14 protein-coding genes are annotated in these 17,689 nt (G+C 43.3%); 7 read left to right on the forward strand and 7 right to left on the reverse strand.

The window, feature by feature from the left end:
- Window positions 1-115 precede the first annotated feature (115 nt).
- From gldN to ACOOE0_RS02425, 7 genes are all read right to left on the reverse strand, one after another.
- Window positions 116-1,018, reverse strand: coding sequence for a gliding motility protein GldN (gldN, locus tag ACOOE0_RS02395; RefSeq protein WP_420400881.1), 903 nt, complete (start codon window positions 1,016-1,018; stop codon window positions 116-118).
- A gap of 20 nt (window positions 1,019-1,038) precedes the next feature.
- A complete protein-coding gene (gldM, locus tag ACOOE0_RS02400; protein WP_420400882.1) occupies window positions 1,039-2,610 on the reverse strand; it encodes a gliding motility protein GldM in 1,572 nt (523 codons plus the stop codon).
- A 66-nt stretch (window positions 2,611-2,676) separates the two neighbouring features.
- Window positions 2,677-3,327 (reverse strand): gliding motility protein GldL, encoded by a 651-nt coding sequence (gldL, locus tag ACOOE0_RS02405; RefSeq protein WP_420400883.1) that lies wholly within the window; start codon window positions 3,325-3,327, stop codon window positions 2,677-2,679.
- A gap of 71 nt (window positions 3,328-3,398) precedes the next feature.
- Window positions 3,399-4,790 (reverse strand): gliding motility lipoprotein GldK, encoded by a 1,392-nt coding sequence (gene gldK, locus ACOOE0_RS02410; RefSeq protein WP_420400884.1) that lies wholly within the window; start codon window positions 4,788-4,790, stop codon window positions 3,399-3,401.
- 120 nt (window positions 4,791-4,910) lie between these two features.
- Window positions 4,911-6,068 (reverse strand): formimidoylglutamase, encoded by a 1,158-nt coding sequence (locus tag ACOOE0_RS02415; RefSeq protein WP_420400885.1) that lies wholly within the window; start codon window positions 6,066-6,068, stop codon window positions 4,911-4,913.
- A complete protein-coding gene (gene topA, locus ACOOE0_RS02420) occupies window positions 6,069-8,552 on the reverse strand; it encodes a type I DNA topoisomerase (RefSeq protein ID WP_420400886.1) in 2,484 nt (827 codons plus the stop codon).
- 120 nt (window positions 8,553-8,672) lie between these two features.
- The gene (locus tag ACOOE0_RS02425) at window positions 8,673-9,926 is read right to left on the reverse strand and encodes an LVIVD repeat-containing protein (protein WP_420400887.1); all 1,254 of its coding nucleotides are present in this window, start codon (window positions 9,924-9,926) and stop codon (window positions 8,673-8,675) included.
- A gap of 157 nt (window positions 9,927-10,083) precedes the next feature.
- Between ACOOE0_RS02425 and ACOOE0_RS02430 the strand changes: the two genes are divergently transcribed.
- The 7 genes from ACOOE0_RS02430 (at window position 10,084) to ACOOE0_RS02460 (ending at window position 17,683) form a co-directional block, all read left to right on the forward strand.
- Entirely contained in the window at window positions 10,084-11,061 is a 978-nt protein-coding gene (locus tag ACOOE0_RS02430; protein ID WP_420400888.1) for a formylglycine-generating enzyme family protein, read from the forward strand.
- Between the two features lie 4 nt (window positions 11,062-11,065).
- Window positions 11,066-12,397, forward strand: a complete 1,332-nt coding sequence (locus tag ACOOE0_RS02435) for a Gfo/Idh/MocA family protein (RefSeq protein WP_420400889.1) — start codon at window positions 11,066-11,068, stop codon at window positions 12,395-12,397.
- 18 nt (window positions 12,398-12,415) lie between these two features.
- On the forward strand, window positions 12,416-13,330 hold the full coding sequence (locus tag ACOOE0_RS02440; protein WP_420400890.1) for a hydroxypyruvate isomerase family protein: 915 nt from the start codon (window positions 12,416-12,418) through the stop codon (window positions 13,328-13,330).
- An 84-nt stretch (window positions 13,331-13,414) separates the two neighbouring features.
- Window positions 13,415-14,878: a tRNA (N6-isopentenyl adenosine(37)-C2)-methylthiotransferase MiaB gene (gene miaB, locus ACOOE0_RS02445; protein ID WP_420400891.1), complete on the forward strand. Its 1,464-nt coding sequence runs from the start codon at window positions 13,415-13,417 to the stop codon at window positions 14,876-14,878.
- A 74-nt stretch (window positions 14,879-14,952) separates the two neighbouring features.
- A complete protein-coding gene (locus tag ACOOE0_RS02450) occupies window positions 14,953-16,224 on the forward strand; it encodes a sigma-54 interaction domain-containing protein (protein WP_420400892.1) in 1,272 nt (423 codons plus the stop codon).
- A 51-nt stretch (window positions 16,225-16,275) separates the two neighbouring features.
- Window positions 16,276-16,794 (forward strand): LptE family protein, encoded by a 519-nt coding sequence (locus ACOOE0_RS02455; RefSeq protein WP_420400893.1) that lies wholly within the window; start codon window positions 16,276-16,278, stop codon window positions 16,792-16,794.
- Window positions 16,795-16,798: 4 nt separating this feature from the next.
- Complete coding sequence (locus ACOOE0_RS02460; protein ID WP_420400894.1) at window positions 16,799-17,683, forward strand: hypothetical protein; 885 nt, start codon at window positions 16,799-16,801, stop codon at window positions 17,681-17,683.
- Window positions 17,684-17,689 lie beyond the last annotated feature (6 nt).

The following is a 17,689-nucleotide window of genomic DNA, read 5'->3' on the forward strand; positions in this document are numbered from 1 at the left end:
CGTGCGGCGTTTTGCTGTATAGAATTGGAAATTTATTTTGGGGGTATCCCGAATAAATTCGGGATTAATTCGTCTAGCAACCTTTTTCGCTTTTAGCTTAAAGGTTGAGACTCATTTAATACGCCCACATATCCTGTTCCCTATCGCGGATGACCTCCTTGATTCGTTTGGCCTCCAACAATTGGAACAGTGCATTGTCAAATACGTAATCATCTATTTCACGATCTCCGTGGACATTGTCCTCCTTATAGATAACCCCGTTGAATCGGCGTGCGTTCAACAGCATATCAAAGGAAATGGGTCGTGCAGAGTTACGCTGGTTATAGACCTTGGCGTCATGCAGTACTTGACGGGCGGCAGGATACCATACCCAGAAAAGTTCTACTTTGTTTTCGCCTGGATCTACAGACTCGTCGTCAATAAAGTTTACGTCCGGTGCTACGGGGGCAATTCCCAATAGTCTGTACTTCAACTCACCTTGACGCTTGTCAAAATACCACATCCCTTTTATGCGATACTCTTCAATATCAGCTGCGCTCAAATCCCTTTGGTTGATAAACTCCGCAGAAATCTGCTCTCCAGCATTTAATTGCTCGTATCCAAGGTCTGTCGTATCCACCTTGCTTAATGTAGCGCTCAAGTCTCCTAAAGTTCGTTTTTCAGTGAAATACGAATCGGTGTACACCTCGGTCAGTTTTCCATTTCTGATGTTCTTCATCAAAACATGGTACAAAGACCTTCTGTCCGCTCCAATACCAATGGTATCGGTTGGGTAGTACAATGGAAAGTTAACACGCTCGTCCAGGTCAATGGTCTCCCATACGGTCTTGGACCAAAGGATGTCCCTATCATCTACATATCCGTAGGCTAGGGGGGCGTCATTGTCCTGTTCTTTTTGGGCCTCGGTCTTTACACCTATATCCTGTGGTAACTTGGCATTCAAGATGTTTGCCTGACCCAGCATGGATACGGGAGCAAAAGCCAACGCTCCAATAATTAATGCATTTTTCCAATTCATGATTATACTTCTATACTTAATTAATTTGTAAGCTCAACTACAACAGGAGATACTTTCTTCAACTTGTATGTTCTGTTGTTTGTGATATAAGCTTTGATATCGAATATCTGAACGGCATCACCACGCTTTGCTCTCTTAAGAGCGGACTTGGCTCTTCCATCCAATTTGTTACCATTTACGTTAATGGTTGGCTGACCTGGCACCTTGAACTTAAATCCGCTAACGGCTAGGTTCAAGTCAAAATCAAAGTCTTCCAACATGGCGCCAACTGTAGAAATCTCAAGGTTTCTTCTTGGCATTTTAACGCTACCGGCCTCACCACGTACGGTACCACCTGGTCTTGGGATATCCTTGATCCTAAACTCAGACCTAGTAGAGATCCCTTTACCATCAGGTAACGTACCTGAAGCAGTAATGGTAACCTTTCTACCCGTACCCGGATTCATCACATAGTTACTACCACTTCTTCTGGTAAGACCAGGAGCAGTTGCACGTACTTTGTTATCTGGAATACCAGGAATGGAGATGGTCATAGGATTGGCCACACCACGGTAAACAACATTCATTTTATCGGCAGAGATAACTGCAGCATTAGGCTTAGTGATCGTAGCAAAGGTGTTGTTCACCTCAACTGGAATCTCTTCACCATCCTGCATAAAGAACATAGTTCCAGAAACAGTATGGTCACCAGCAGCACCGGCACTGATCAATAACTTGATACCACCTTCTTCCAACACATAATCCTTTTCAGCAGTAAGGTTTCTACCATCCAACTTCAACTCAGCCCTAACTGGCTTGGAAGAGTTGTCAGTCTTACTGATGATAATTTTACCATCGTACTTCTCACCTGTGTAAAAAGCAGTTTTGGAAGCGGACAAGGATGTAGCGAAATTCTTCAGGGAAACGGCTTCTGTCAAGTTACCTTCCAAAAGTCCTTTCAATACTTCTTGCTCTGTAGACATGATATCTGCCTGCAACTGGGTCACCTTGGTCAAGGAAGCCACCAATGGGTATCCTTCAAAGTGATAGTTGATCCAATCTACTTTTACTTTATCACGAAGTCTGGTTACTTTTCCATCTTTGTCACCTGTCTCGAAGCGTGCCTGAACAGCTCCTTTGATTTCGGACATGTTTTCTGGAAGTGCAGCCAATATCTTTTCACGATAATTGGTCAATTTGTTCAAAAACTCTTGCCCTTCTGGCTTAAGATTGTCGCCTTTGAAGAAAAGGTTGTCCAAAAAATCGGACTTGTCCATCACAACATAGTTGTTCGGGTCTTCCTGATCGGCCAACATACGTTTTTTCAAATCCTCCAAGTACTCGTAGTACTCGTTGGAAAGTTGTTGAACGGTCTGAGCCTTTTCATACAACGGGCCGTACTTGATCGCATCTTCAGATGCTTTGGTCCCAAGACCTTCAAAGTAGGCCAAGTTGTTAGCTTCGGCTTTTTCGTTGGAAGTCTCCAGTTTTGCATTCATCAAACCGAATGCAGCGAGGACCTCCTTGCTCATATTTAGTGCCAACATCGCGATGAAGATCAAGTACATAAGGTTGATCATCTTCTGACGTGGTGTCTGTTTTCCTGATGCCATGTTTTTTATCTAATTAGAATTATTAATTAATTTGATCTGGGGTTTGGTATATCAATTAAACCCTAATTAGTTTTTGCTCATGGCAGAAAGCATACCTCCATAAACTCCATTCAAGGAAGAAAGGTTGGTAGCCAAAGATTCCATTTGCTCTTTAAGAGCTCCGGCATTCTGTACTACTTCCTCATTGATGGAAGCTTGACGGCTAGCGCTTTCCAATTGTACTTTGTACAAGCTGTTCAAAGACTCCATTTGAGCGGCAGCATGTGACAACTCTTCAGAGTACTTCTTTGTGTGTTGGATAGCATCTGTTGTAGGAGCGATGTTTTTGGCAGCTCCCTCAAAATTCTTGATACTTTCACCCAAGCTGTTGAACAACTCAGAATCGATATTGGCTTCTTTCAATAGATCATCCAATTTTCTGGAAAGTAGACCCTCAGCTTCTTTAGCTTGCTTAGCGTCATTCTTGTTTCCTTTGGACTGACCATTGGCCAATTCTGGATACACCAAAGACCAATCGTATTCATCGTCTACTGGTTCAAATGCAGAGATAGCGAAGATCAATGCTTCAGTGATCAAACCTACTGCAAGAAGCAATCCACCGGTCAGTGGTCCGAACTCCCAGTGAAGGATTTTAAATAGTGCACCAATAATTACTACCGATGCCCCAAGGCCGTAGGCCATGTTAAACAGCTTTTTTGTTGATTTTGACTGTGCCATAATTCTAGTTTTAATTAAGTTATATAAATAAGTATTTGGTTACTGGTTTATATAATGCTCTCTTTCTTAATTTATCTAGCAGAAGGTAACCCGTTTCTTCTACCGTTGGTGGAATCTTCCTCGCCCATATAATCCTGAACGGTTCTGAATCCGATATAGCTACGTGCGGAATCCTGGTATTCGTAATCACGTGTACTTACTTGCAAGAAATAAGCAACGTCTTTCCAAGACCCTCCACGAATCACTTTTCTTTGGTTCTGTCCCGATCCAATATTTGGATTCATGGTGGACAGGTATTCATAAGCTCCTTGGTCAAAGCTGGAGCTTGTCCACTCCGCTACGTTACCAGCCATGTTGTAAAGATTGTAATCATTTGGCTCATAAGACTTTGCCTCCACGGTGTATAGGGCAGCATCGGCTGCGTAATCCCCACGTTGTGGTTTAAAGTTGGCCATAAAACAACCTGTGTCGCTGATCACATATGGACCACCCCAAGGATAGGTTCCTCCTTCAATTCCTCCACGGGCAGCGTACTCCCATTCGGCTTCTGTAGGCAACCTAAACTGGTTTACAAATTGTTTGCCCCTTGCCTTTTGATCATCGTTCTTGAACTTGGTTCTCCAGTTACAGAACGCCTTGGCCTGCATCCAGTTTACCCCAACAACAGGGTAATCGCTGTATGCATCGTGCCAAAAGTAATCATTGTGCATGGGTTCGTTATAGGAATACTCAAAATCCTTGATCCATACCGTAGTATCCGGATAGATTTCGAGTTCCTCGTGCTTAATAAAGTCTTTTCTTCTTCCTTTTTTAGCTCGGGCGGCGGCCTCGATGTCCATCCAACTGTATTTGTACTTCAATTGGGTAACATCTATGGAACGCAAACCATTATAACTTTCCTCTTCAGGTAAGTAAATGGAGTCCATTACTTCGGCGTAGTACTCATCTGGGTATTCCGAAGTATCCCAAACCAAGTCCACATCCTTGTTCAAGGCCCTACCTTCATAACCGGTCTCTCCAAGACCGGCATAATTGTCGAGCATATATTTTTCGTAAACTGAAATTCTGGAAGTGTCAGTGTCCTTGAAGGCATATTCCCCTATCCCTTCATCTTCTGGGCCAATTCCCAACTCATCGGCCAAGATGGCCAATTTGGTTCTGGTAATGGAATCCTTCACCCACTCCACAAACTGTCGATACTCACTATTGGTAATTTCCGTATCGTCCATATAAAAGGAACGAACGGTCACCGTTCTAGTAGGAGCATTCAATACTTTAGCCTGATCTTCCTCAGCCTTACCCATTACGTAGGAGCCACGGGGAATTAGTTCCATCCCATAGGGTTTCTCTGGATACCATTTTTTTCCTTGGGCTCCAACGAGTTCACCTTTTGACTTTGAATTTGAACCGCAACTAGCGAGTAAAAAAGCAAGTGCTATAGATGAAAAGAATAGCTTTCTCATACTTTAGGTTAAATTTTCGATTTAGTTTTTTAAACTGTGCTACACAAATTTCTTATTCTCAAAACTGATTTTTGAATAAATTATTGTGTAAAAACAGTTAATGCTCAAAATTTAATTTGTTCAGTTAAAGCCCTTTCTGTAAGCTTTGAACCACCTTTCGGGAATCTTCTGGTTGCAAGCATCCAAATAGTCTTCCTCGGTGCATGGTAATAACGCCGCCGAATTTGTTTTAGTATGTTCGGGTAAAATTGATGGGACCTCAACCCACCAACGCTCAGTAATATGGCTTTTATAGAAGATCAGTTCCTCGGTATCCGTTGGTACAGTGAACTTGGTAAAGTCCTCACTCTTGGAACTTGGAAACTCCGTTATCCTAAAACTGATGCCTTCAATAAAGTACCAGATAATTTGCGCAATCATTTGGAAAGCCTGAAGCGAGTTCTCGCCCTCATAAATTCCAAACAGGGAGACCTTATCGCTTATGCCAGCATATCGTGCTATGGCACAAATCTCCCTTCCAGTAAATCCGTTGGGGGAAAAGTTTTTGTACAAGCCCATTTCGCTGGCGCGAATGGCCCTTAAATCCAAACTAACAATATGGGAACTCCTCAAAATGGGTTCCGCCAATGAAATGTTGGCCGCAATATCTCCCAAACGATAGGCATCAAAGAAAAGTCGTTCCATCAAATCAATTTCTTCCTGGGCATTGAAATAACTTTGGTAGCCAATGTTGGAAAAATTGAAAAGATTGTTGGGTTTGTCTGTTATGATTCGGGTCATGTAGGAGTGGGAAGATATCAACTCTTCTTCCTCTCCAAAATCAAACCGGCTGTCAATGGACACCAGGTTGACCATGTCCCTGATTTTATCAAATGCCCTATAGGTTGGAAATGTGATATCCTGGGTGGCTCCTATTATAATAGGTATAATATTTTCCTCCAAAAGACCGGCCACTACCTCTTTTACCACAAAGTAGGTATCCTCTACGGTGTCCCCTTCCTCTATATCGCCAATGTCCAAAATGGTGGAATTCCAGTTCCCTGTCATAAGACGATACAACTGGATTCGGATTTCGTCCACATCCAAACGTTCCGGTTTTTTCTCGAAAGCATTTCGGGACTCATTTACCGCAAAGATGGCCACCGTTGCATTGGCAAATACAGGTAGCCCTTTCTTCTCTGTGTGCTTATGGATGTTTTTTCCCAGGGCCTGGGGCGGAAGTAATTCTGAATAGGCCAGTACCTTATCACTGACCGGAACCAAAAAATCGAATGCCATTTACTTTTTTGCTTTCGCCTTTGTTTTCTTTTTAGGTGTTTTCTTTTCCAAAAGGGCCTGTGCCTCTTCCAAGGAAATCTTGGTAGCATCCACATCCTTGGACAACTCCACCTTGATTCTACCCTTAATAATATTATGTCTTCCCCATCTAGCCTTTTCAATACGGATTTTCTCTGCTGGCCATTCCTGGACCAATTTCTCGGCCTCTTTAACTTTTTTGGCCTCAATAAGCTCTCCTATATCCGTTTGGGTCAAATTATCAAAATCGTATTTTTTGTTGACGTTGATGAACATTCCGTTCCATTTGATGAAAGGACCAAAACGTCCAACACCTTTGGTAACTTCCAAATCTTCATAATGGGCGATGGGAGCATCTGCCTTTTGCTTGGCCTTGATCAACTCAATGGCGCGATCCATATCCACATCAAAAGCACTCTCACCCTTGTCCAAGGAAATGAACTTCTTACCAAAACGGACATAGGGGCCAAATCTACCCACATTGGCTTCCACTTCTTCACCTTCATACTGACCCAATTTTCTTGGGAGTTGAAAAAGCTCCATGGCCTCTTCAAAAGTGATAGTGGAAATGGACTGTTCCGGTAACAAACTGGCAAACAAGGGTTTTTCTTCCTCTTCCACGGTACCTATTTGAACCATGGGGCCAAAACGTCCCAATCTTGCGGCGACTTGTCTTCCCGATTTTGGATCGGTACCCAAAACCCGTTCCCCGCTGGCTCGTTCCGCGTTTTCCTCAACATGAAGCACTTTGGGATGAAAGTCCTTATAGAACTCCTGCATCATTTTTTGCCAATCTTCTTCCCCATCGGCAATTTCATCAAAGTTCTCCTCAACCTTTGCTGTAAAATTGTAATCCAGTATGGTGGTAAAATGACTCACCAAGAAATCGTTCACAATCATTCCAATATCCGTGGGCACCAATTTACCCTTATCGGAACCTATCATCTCGGAAAGTGATTTCTCAGCTATGTTTCCAGCTTCCAACAGCAACTGGGTATATTTTCTTTCCGTGCCTTCCACAGTTCCCTTCTCTACATACCCTCTGTTTTGAATGGTGGAAATAGTTGGGGCATAAGTGGATGGTCTTCCTATGCCAAGCTCCTCCAACTTTTTAACCAAAGATGCTTCGGTATATCTATAAGGTGGTCGCGTGAAACGTTGGGTGGCTGTGATAAAATTATTTTGGAGTGCTTCTCCCACACTCATGGCAGGTAGCATTCCTTCTTGTTCCTCAACCTTATCCTCCTCATCAATCCCTTCCAGATATACTTTAAGGAATCCATCAAACTTGACCACTTCCCCGTTGGCCGAGAATTCCTCGCCATGAGTATTGGCCTTAATTTTTACGTTGGTACGTTCCAATTGGGCATCGCTCATCTGTGAGGCCAAGGTCCGTTTCCAAATCAATTCGTATAATTTGGCTTGGTCTCTTTCCAAGGATGGATTTTGCCTGGACATATCTGTAGGGCGAATGGCTTCGTGAGCCTCTTGCGCACCTTTGGATTTACCTGTATAGTTCCTCACCTTGCTATAGGACTCCCCATAATTTTGAACAATGGCGTCCTTGGCAGCATTCAGTGCTTCATTGGAAAGGTTGACACTGTCCGTTCTCATGTATGTAATCAACCCCGCTTCATATAAGCGTTGCGCCACTTGCATGGTACGGCTTACTGAAAAGTAAAGCTTACGGGAGGCTTCCTGTTGCAAGGTTGAAGTTGTAAATGGAGGTGCCGGGGACTTTTTGGCCGGTTTTTTGTCCAAACTGGCCACGGAAAAATCCGCACCCATGTTTTGTTGCAAAAAACTTTCTGCTGCTTCCTTGGTGGGAAAGGTTTTTCCCAATTTGGCGGCAAAATTATTTCCGTTGGAAGTTTTAAATTCAGCACGGATTCTATACGAAGCCTCTGGCGTGAAACCTTCAATTTCCCGTTCCCGTTCCACGATCAGTCGTACAGCAACAGACTGCACCCGACCTGCGGACAATCCCGGTTTTATCTTTTTCCAAAGCACTGGAGAGAGTTCGTACCCCACCAGTCTGTCCAAGACCCTTCGGGCTTGTTGGGCATTCACCAAATTATAATTGATTTCCCTTGGGTTTTCTATGGCCTTCTGGATGGCCGATTTGGTAATGGAGTTGAAAACAATTCGTTTGGTTCGGCTTTTATCCAATTTTAGAGCCTCGGCCAAATGCCACGAAATGGCTTCCCCTTCCCGATCCTCATCACTGGCCAACCAAATGGTATCTGCTTTTTGAGCCAAATCCTTCAGTTTTTTCACCAAGGTTTTCTTTTCCTTGTCAACCGTGTATTTGGGTTTAAATCCATTGTCTACATCAACACCAAGTTCCTTGGAAGGTAGGTCTACAATATGACCAAAACTGGATTCTACCTGAAAGTCCTTTCCTAGAAAACGCTCAATGGTCTTAGCCTTCGCAGGTGACTCAACTATAACTAAATTCTTAGGCATGCAACGGGGTTTAGAGGTAACAAAAGTATATGAATTTTTCGATTTTGACTTTTTGACAAAATAAAGCGCAAAAAAATATCCCGCTTAAAACGGGATATTACAGAAGCTTATTGTATTGGATTACTTCAAGTCAATTTGGCTCATCAGCCTGATGTCGTCATCCAGATATTCATATTGATACAGCACCTCATCGCCAACCATGATCAAATGGCTTTCCAACGGAATTACATCAAACGTAACAATATCTTTAAAGTGATTTAACTGTTCCAACTCCATCACATCGGTCTTGTCATAGACCTTAAGCCCTGAACTTCCATCGCACACAAACAACTTTTCATCCCGTATCCCCAAACCATAGGGTTCATCCATGGTATAATCGACGGTCAACTCAGGATTTTCAATGTCAGATATATCCACAATAAAGAGTCCACTCTCCAAAGCCCCGCAGTTGTTTCCACCTCTCAAGGTCACATAGGCATAATCCCCATCCACCACAACAGGGTCACAAGCAGTACCATGTTGAAACTCCGAAACAAAGGTTGGGGTTGCAGGGGAGGTGATATCATAAATGTACATCCCTCTCATACTTCCCAAGAACAAATGGTTGCCCCTATTGAAAATAGTTTCAATATCGAATCCGGCATATACATCTTCCAAGTCTACCGGGTTATCCAAATCGGAAATGTTGAATACATTAATATTATGACTATCCACAGCATAGAGATAATCTTCCACGATTTTAAACCTAGCCAGCGACCCTCCTTGTCCAGCACCTCCTGCATCAGAAGCTTCTGCCAAGGCTATATCGCCAAAAAATATCACATCTGTATTTCTTTGTTCCTCCACTTCGGCAATCAGTCTTCTTTCCGTGGTAGTTTCCCAACCTATCAATACTTCGGTTTCCCAATCAAAATCCTCATTCTCCACAATATCGGCTTCAAAAGGCCAAAAGACATTATTATATAGCACATTCTCCAATCGGTTAACCTGCGATATATTATTGATGTCAGAGATATCCAAAACAACAAGATCGGTCAAACTGTCGGCATATAGGAAATCGTCCTTAACAGAGACATCCACATTTCCAGGAATTTTGATAAAGGCAATTTTTCTGGGCTGGAGCGCATTGGAATTGTCAATTACATGCACCCCTTGGTATTTGTCATTTATAAAAATGTAATCCTGATAGGTATAAACTTTCCCAGATTCATTAATAGGGGTCGGAGCAATAATGTCAATAGTAGTTAGTTCTGCCTTGCTGATCACAAGGGGTCTGGCAACCAAGTATTCTGCATAATCGCTATCATCATTGGATTCGCAGGATACAAAGCTTATGGCAACCAAGCTCAAAACCAGTAGAATTTTCTTTTTCATTTTTTGTATAAGTTTATTGGATTGTATAGCATTTGTTAGATAAGAAGTCTGGAATAACGTTGCGTGGATTTTCACAAAAAAGTTTAAATATATCGCGTATAAAACCATACTTTTATTGAGAATACTGCAAACTAAGAACACTTTTTTTATTAACCTGTTGAGAACACTTTTTTTATTAACCTTGTTCCTTATTGGAATAAGCAGCACGGCGCAAAAACCGTTTAAGGCCTACAATCAAAACATTTCAGGAACCGACGTCCAAGTTAAAATGATTCCTATTCAGGGCGGCACATTTACCATGGGTAGTCCGTCCAACGAAAAGGGTAGATCCAGTGATGAAGGACCAACCCATTCGGTTGAAGTTGCACCCTTCTGGATGGCGGAATTTGAAATCACTTGGGATTTGTACAATCTCTACGTGCACAGGTCCATTGACAACCAAAGGGATTCCAAAAAACTGGCCAATGAAGCTTCCATTGACGTTGATGCCGTTTCTGGAGCCACAGTTCCCTATATTGTCATGGATTTTGGTATGGGGGTCGAAGGGCATCCCGCGGTGAGCATGACCCAACTGGCCGCCTCCAGATTTTGTGAATGGCTTACCGCCATGACCGGTAACTTTTACAGACTTCCTACGGAAGCCGAATGGGAATATGCCTGCAGGGCAGGCTCACAAGATGCCTACGCTTTCGGAAACAGTACTTCCGATCTGGAGGACTATGCCTGGTTCAAAGAAAACAGCAATGGAAAAACACACCAAGTAGGTCAAAAAAAACCCAATGCTTGGGGACTTTACGATATGCACGGAAACGTAGCAGAATGGACCTTGGACAAATATGATGAGGAAACCTATTCCAAGCGGAAAAAAAAGACCAACGTGAATCCATTTGTAAAACCGGACAAAACCTACCCGAGAACATTGAAGGGAGGCTCCTGGGCAGATGCTGCGGACCGATTAAGGAGCGCTTCCCGAAAAGTTTCCCAAAAGAAATGGAAAATAAGAGACCCTCAAATCCCAAAAAGTAAATGGTGGCATACCGATGCCCCCTTTATCGGATTTAGAATTGTTAGGCCCTATAAAACTCCTAGTGCCGAAGAACAAAAAGTATATTGGAAGGAAAAACATACAAACTAAAACCATGTCGCAAAATCGCAAAAACAACGTAGCAGAAAAATTGAACAGACGATTGTTCGTCAAGACCACCGGACTCGCAACCGGTGCGTTAATGACCAGCACTATTCCCATGAATGCCATGGGTTATGTAGCAGGAAATCAAAAATTGAAACTCGCCCTGGTTGGATGTGGGGGACGTGGCACCGGTGCCGCGGTTCAGGCCCTAACAGCCGACCCAGATGTAGAATTGGTAGCGATGGCCGATGCTTTTCAAGACCGTCTTGAAAACAGCCTGACCGCCATCATGGAACATTTTGATGGGGAGCGCAAGATCAATGTAAAAGAGAAGAATCGTTTTGTGGGCTTTGATGCCTATTCCAAAGCCATAGATATGGCAGATGTGGTCATTTTGACTACCCCTCCAGGATTTCGCCCCCTGCATTTTGAATACGCCATTGCGCAAGACAAACATGTATTTATGGAAAAACCCGTGGCAACAGATCCAGCCGGGGTTAGACGCGTATTGAAAAGCGCCAAAATTGCCAAGGAGAAAAAACTGAACGTGGTTGTTGGACTGCAACGCCATTATGAGAAAAAATACCATAGGCTTTATGAGCAAGTCCAAAATGGCGCCATTGGACAAATTGTATCGGGCCAAGTGTACTGGAACAGTCGTGGGGTTTGGGTAAGACCAAGAACCCCTGAGCAGACCGAGATGGAATACCAGATGCGTAATTGGTATTACTTTAATTGGCTATGTGGTGACCATATTTTGGAGCAACATATCCATAACATTGATGTGGCCAACTGGTTTATTGGGGAATATCCAGCCTCAGCCCAAGGTATGGGAGGTAGGCAAACCAGAAATGGCAAAGACCATGGGGAAATTTATGATCACCACTTCGTGGAATTCACTTATCCGAGCGGAGCTGTAATCTCTAGTCAGTGCAGACATCAAAAAGGATGTTTTTCAAGAGTGGATGAGGTATTCCAAGGTTCCAAAGGAGGAATCGTGACTGGCAGTGGAGTGATTTCGGACTTGGGAGGAAATACCATATTGAATACCAAAAAAGAGGGCGACCCGAATCCCTATCAAGTAGAACATGACAAGCTCTTTGCTTCTATCCGCAACAAGGAAGTAATTGCGGATGCGGAAAACGGTGCCAAATCCACATTGACCGCCATCATGGGCAGAATGGCCACCTACTCTGGTCAGACCATTACTTGGGAACAGGCCCTGAATTCGGATTTGAGTTTGGTTCCTGAGAATCCAACTTGGGATTCCAATCCACCTACGGTACCAGATGCTGAAGGAAGATATCCAATTCCCATGCCCGGGGTAACCAAATTTGTTTAATCCCAAACAGCATCAATTATGAAAAGAAGAACTTTTATAAACAGCACGGCAATGGCTGGTGCTGCCCTAGGGGTTTCCCCCAATTTATTTGGAGGAGAAGCCAAGCCCATGGCGCATACGTTCAATTTAAAATATGCCCCTCATTTGGGCATGTTTAAAAACAAAGCTGGCGATGACCCCATTGACCAACTCAACTTCATGGCAGATCAAGGCTTTAAAGCCTATGAGGACAATGGCATGAAAAAGAGAACGGTTGCCCTACAGGAGAAAATGGCCAGTACTATGGCCAATAGAGGCATGGACATGGGCGTTTTTGTGGCCCATGAGATTTACTGGAAAGAGCCCAACTTGGCCAGTGGGGATAAAGACCTTCGGGAAGAATTTCTATCCCATATCAAAGAGTCCGTTGAAGTGGCCAAACGTGTTAATGCTAAATGGATGACCGTTGTTCCCGGCCATGTAGACCTAAGACAAAACATGGGATACCAAACCGCCCATGTGGTGGAATCCTTAAAAAGGGCATCTGATATTTTGGAGCCGCATGGACTTGTTATGGTTTTGGAGCCTTTGAACTTCAGAAACCATCCAGGTCTCTTTTTGTCTGAAAGTCCTCAAGCCTATGAAATTTGTAAAGCGGTTGATTCTCCTTCGTGCAAAATTTTGTTCGATATTTACCACCAACAGATTCAGGAGGGCAATTTAATCCCCAACATAGAAGCTTGTTGGGATGAAATTGGATACTTTCAAATTGGGGACAACCCAGGCCGAAAGGAGCCCACTACAGGAGAAATCAACTATAAAAACGTTTTCAAGTTTATTTACGACAAAGGCTATAAGGACATTTTGGGCATGGAGCACGGTAACTCCATTGAAGGCTCCAAAGGGGAGCAGGCAGTCATAGATGCTTATAAGGCTTCGGACGATTTTCTCTAAAATTTGGTTAATCCCTTCATAATTCAACTGCCAAATTGTCACCAATTTGGATTATGCATTATCTTTGCATCCCATTATAGCGAAATGATCAGGAACGAAGAATTAGAGAAGGTTATAGACGAAAGTCAACAAGGAAGTCCCCTTGCTTTGGAACGTGATGAAAAGAACGACCGCAAGCTTTACATTGAAAGCTACGGTTGCCAAATGAATTTCTCGGACAGTGAGATCGTAGCATCCATTTTGGCCAAGGAGGGATTCAACACCACCCAGGATTTGGCGGAGGCCGATTTGGTCTTGGTCAACACCTGTTCCATCAGGGAAAAAGCCGAGCAGACCGTCCGCAAACGATTGGAAAAATTCAATGCGGTCAAAAAAACCAATCCAGGAATGAAAGTTGGGGTTTTGGGCTGCATGGCAGAACGTTTGAAAAGCAAATTCCTGGAAGAGGAAAAGATTGTGGACATGGTGGTAGGCCCTGATGCCTACAAAGACCTGCCCAACCTAATCCAAGAGATTGACGAGGGAAGAAATGCGGTGAACGTTATTCTTTCCAAAGATGAGACCTATGGTGATGTTGCTCCTGTTCGACTGAACTCCAATGGCGTAACGGCCTTTGTATCCATAACCCGCGGATGTGATAATATGTGCACCTTTTGCGTGGTTCCATTCACACGTGGACGCGAGCGCAGTAGAGATCCACAATCCATTTTGGAAGAAGTGAATGATCTATGGGAAAGAGGCTTTAAGGAAATTACCCTGTTGGGCCAAAATGTGGACAGCTACCTCTGGTATGGCGGTGGTTTAAAAAAGGACTTCGAAAAGGCCTCGGAAATGCAAAAGGCCACTTCGGTGAACTTTGCAAAGCTGTTGGAGATGGTCGCCATTGCACAGCCTAAAATGCGGATTCGTTTCTCTACCTCAAATCCTCAGGATATGACATTGGATGTCATTGAGGCCATGTCCAAACATGAGAATATTTGCAAGTACATCCACCTTCCGGTGCAAAGTGGAAGCAATAGGGTTTTGAAGGCCATGAACCGCTTGCATACCCGTGAAGAATATTTTGAGCTGATAGATAACATCAGAAAAATCATTCCTGATTGCGCCATTAGCCAGGATACGATAGCTGGTTTCCCCACGGAGACCGAGGAAGACCATCAAGACACTTTGAGTCTCATGGAATATGTGAAGTACGACTTCGGTTTTATGTTTGCCTATTCCGAGCGACCTGGCACCTTGGCAGCCCGTAAATTGGAGGACGATATTCCAGAGGATACCAAGAAAAGAAGACTTCGGGAGATTATTGATCTTCAACAAAAACACGGCCTTTACAGAACCCAACAACATGTGGGCAAGGTAGAGGAGGTTTTGATAGAAGGGCCTTCAAAAAAATCGGATACGCATTGGAAGGGGAGAAACTCCCAAAATACCGTGGTTGTTTTTCCGAAGGAAAATTACCAAGTGGGCGATTTCGTCAATGTCAAAATCAACGAATGCACCTCAGCGACCTTAATAGGGGAAGCACAAGGTTTAAGTAAAAATAATTAAGACTTCAAGATTTAAGAGCCAGGAATCAAGACACATCTTGTTTCTTGCTTCTTGAATCCAGACTCTAAAAAAATATGGAATCAATTCAATCCATAAAACAACGCTTTGAACTCATTGGTAATGATGTAAAGCTGAATAGGGCCTTGGAAAAAGCCATCCAAGTTGCCCCTACCGATATCTCTGTCTTGGTGACCGGGGAAAGCGGTGTAGGTAAGGAGGCCATTCCAAAAATCATTCATTCCCTATCACATCGCAAGCACGCCAAGTATATTGCGGTAAACTGCGGAGCCATTCCCGAAGGAACCATTGATAGTGAACTTTTTGGTCACGAAAAAGGCGCCTTTACAGGAGCCACCCAAACCCGTAGTGGATATTTTGAAGTGGCCAATGGAGGAACCATTTTCCTCGATGAAGTTGGGGAATTACCTTTAACCACCCAGGTTAGATTGCTTCGGGTATTGGAAAATGGGGAATTCCTGAAAGTGGGGTCCTCCCAAGTCCAGAAAACGGATGTACGTATTGTGGCTGCAACCAATATCAATATGTTTGAGGCCATTAAAAAAGAAAAATTTCGGGAAGATCTCTACTATCGTTTGAGCACCGTGGAAATCAATATCCCTCCGCTTCGCGAACGTCGTGACGATATTCATTTGTTGTTCCGAAAATTCGCCTCCGACTTTGGCCAGAAATATAAAATGCCCACCATCAGATTGGAGGACCCTGCCATACAATTATTGTTGAAATATCGCTGGCCAGGGAATATTAGGCAATTGAGAAATATTGCGGAGCAAGTTTCCGTATTGGAGGAAAATAGAACCATTTCAGCGGCCACCCTGCACACCTACTTACCCAACTCAAGTAACACCAACCTTCCTGCAGTAATTGAACAACAAAAGAAGGAAAGTGATTTCAGTAATGAAAGGGAGATCTTGTACAAAGTGCTATTTGATATGAAGGGCGACCTCAACGACCTCAAAAAACTCACTTTGGAATTGTTAAAAAACAACGACTCTGAAAAAGTACAGGAGGAAAATGAAACCTTGATCCGCAAGATTTATGGAAACAAGGAAGAGGAAATCCCACAGGAAGAAACCAATGTAACAGAAGTTTTGCATCTACCTGAACCTGTTGTTGAAACCACAACCACCGTATCACAACCGCAGGAGGATCGCTATCATTTTGCCGAGGAAATTGAAGAGGAAGAAACCCTATCTTTACAGGAAAAGGAAATTGAGCTGATCAAAAAATCCTTGGAGCGAAACCGAGGCAAGCGAAAGGCAGCCGCTTCGGAGCTAGGTATTTCAGAACGGACCTTGTATAGAAAAATAAAGCAATACGATCTGTAATTTTTGATAAAATCGATTATTGGAGTGTTGGATTATTGGACAAATAAATCAATGGTAAAAAAAGGAATTAAGTTGGGACTATTTGTCCTGTTTTTCGGTCTACAAGGCTGTGGAATTTATAATTTTTCAGGAGCGGATATAGGAACCGCGGAGAGCTTCCAGGTGAACTTTTTTCAGAATTATGCGGATCAAAATCCTGGCTCAACAATTGAACCTGGATTGGATAGGGAGTTTACCAATGCCCTCCAGGAAATGATCAACAACCTTACGAGTCTTTCATTGACTGGCAGTAATGGGGATTTGCTCTACGAAGGGGAAATCGTGGAATACAGGGTAACCCCAATGACCGCCACTGCCGATCAATTGACCGCCCAGAACCGATTGACCATGAGCGTTAATGTGCGGTTTTTTAATAAGACCAAGGACGACGCGGATTTTGAACGTCGCTTTTCCTTCTTTTTTGATTTTGACGCTGCGGCTTCCTTGCCATCAGTGCAATCTGCGGCCCATGAGGAAATTTTTGAACGAATCACCCAGGATATTTTTAATGCCTCTTTAGGTAATTGGTAAACAAATGAACGTATCGGATTTTATAGAAGTTCTTCAAAAATCGGACACCATCCTGTCTCCCAAACAAACGCGGGAACTGGAAGGTATCATTGAAGAGTATCCGTACTTTCAAGCTGCCAGGGCCTTACATCTAAAAGGACTAAAAAATCTGGACAGTTATAAATACAACAATGCCCTAAAAGTCACTGCTGCCCATACGGCGGATCGGGATGTTCTTTTTGATTTTATCACATCCCAGGAGTTTGTTCAAAACAATATAGCAGATACCATTGCCGGTAGAGCGCCCAAATTGGAAGACAAAAAAGCAGTATCCGAGGAGATTGAACCGAATCCCGAAGCGGAAAATCTATTGGGCGAATCCAAGGAAGCGCTCCCTCAAAATATTCAGGACGCGGAACAAATTTTGAGTCCAGCCCTGTTTAAATCCAAACCGGAAAGCACTGAATCGGAACCTAGCACAGATGAAGTTACCGAAGGTAAGGCTGATTTGGAATTGGGAAAACCTCTGCCCTTCACCAAAAAGGAGCGCCACTCCTTTACCGAATGGTTGCAACTTACCTCCAATCCCATGGATGAGGCCAATCAGGAATCCGATTCAAAAAGACTGGACAAAAGACAAAAGTTTGATTTGTTGGACAAGTTTATTGAGAATAAACCCAAGATTGTCCCCAGTGAAGATTCCGGTGCTAAGGTGAACATAAAAGAGTCCACGAAGATGGACAAAAATGAGCTGATGACCCAAACGTTGGCCAAGGTGTATTTGGAGCAAAAAAAGTACAAAAAAGCCATTCAGGCCTACAAAATATTGAGTTTGAAATATCCAGAAAAAAGTGGTTTCTTTGCAGACCAAATTCGGGCGGTGAAGAAGCTGCAGAAAGAAAAAGATTAAGATAAA

Origin of the sequence: Flagellimonas sp. (genome assembly GCF_965215805.1) — a bacterium.
GTDB lineage: Bacteria > Bacteroidota > Bacteroidia > Flavobacteriales > Flavobacteriaceae > Flagellimonas.

Coding starts and splice junctions, on each gene's coding strand:
- miaB (WP_420400891.1), top strand. CDS start 13,415: ATGATCAGGAACGAAGAATTAGAGAAGGTTATAGACGAAAGTCAACAA.
- gldM (WP_420400882.1), bottom strand. CDS start 2,610: ATGGCATCAGGAAAACAGACACCACGTCAGAAGATGATCAACCTTATG.
- ACOOE0_RS02455 (WP_420400893.1), top strand. CDS start 16,276: ATGGTAAAAAAAGGAATTAAGTTGGGACTATTTGTCCTGTTTTTCGGT.
- ACOOE0_RS02425 (WP_420400887.1), bottom strand. CDS start 9,926: ATGAAAAAGAAAATTCTACTGGTTTTGAGCTTGGTTGCCATAAGCTTT.
- ACOOE0_RS02435 (WP_420400889.1), top strand. CDS start 11,066: ATGTCGCAAAATCGCAAAAACAACGTAGCAGAAAAATTGAACAGACGA.
- gldN (WP_420400881.1), bottom strand. CDS start 1,018: ATGAATTGGAAAAATGCATTAATTATTGGAGCGTTGGCTTTTGCTCCC.
- topA (WP_420400886.1), bottom strand. CDS start 8,552: ATGCCTAAGAATTTAGTTATAGTTGAGTCACCTGCGAAGGCTAAGACC.
- gldK (WP_420400884.1), bottom strand. CDS start 4,790: ATGAGAAAGCTATTCTTTTCATCTATAGCACTTGCTTTTTTACTCGCT.
- ACOOE0_RS02440 (WP_420400890.1), top strand. CDS start 12,416: ATGAAAAGAAGAACTTTTATAAACAGCACGGCAATGGCTGGTGCTGCC.
- ACOOE0_RS02460 (WP_420400894.1), top strand. CDS start 16,799: ATGAACGTATCGGATTTTATAGAAGTTCTTCAAAAATCGGACACCATC.
- ACOOE0_RS02415 (WP_420400885.1), bottom strand. CDS start 6,068: ATGGCATTCGATTTTTTGGTTCCGGTCAGTGATAAGGTACTGGCCTAT.
- ACOOE0_RS02450 (WP_420400892.1), top strand. CDS start 14,953: ATGGAATCAATTCAATCCATAAAACAACGCTTTGAACTCATTGGTAAT.
- gldL (WP_420400883.1), bottom strand. CDS start 3,327: ATGGCACAGTCAAAATCAACAAAAAAGCTGTTTAACATGGCCTACGGC.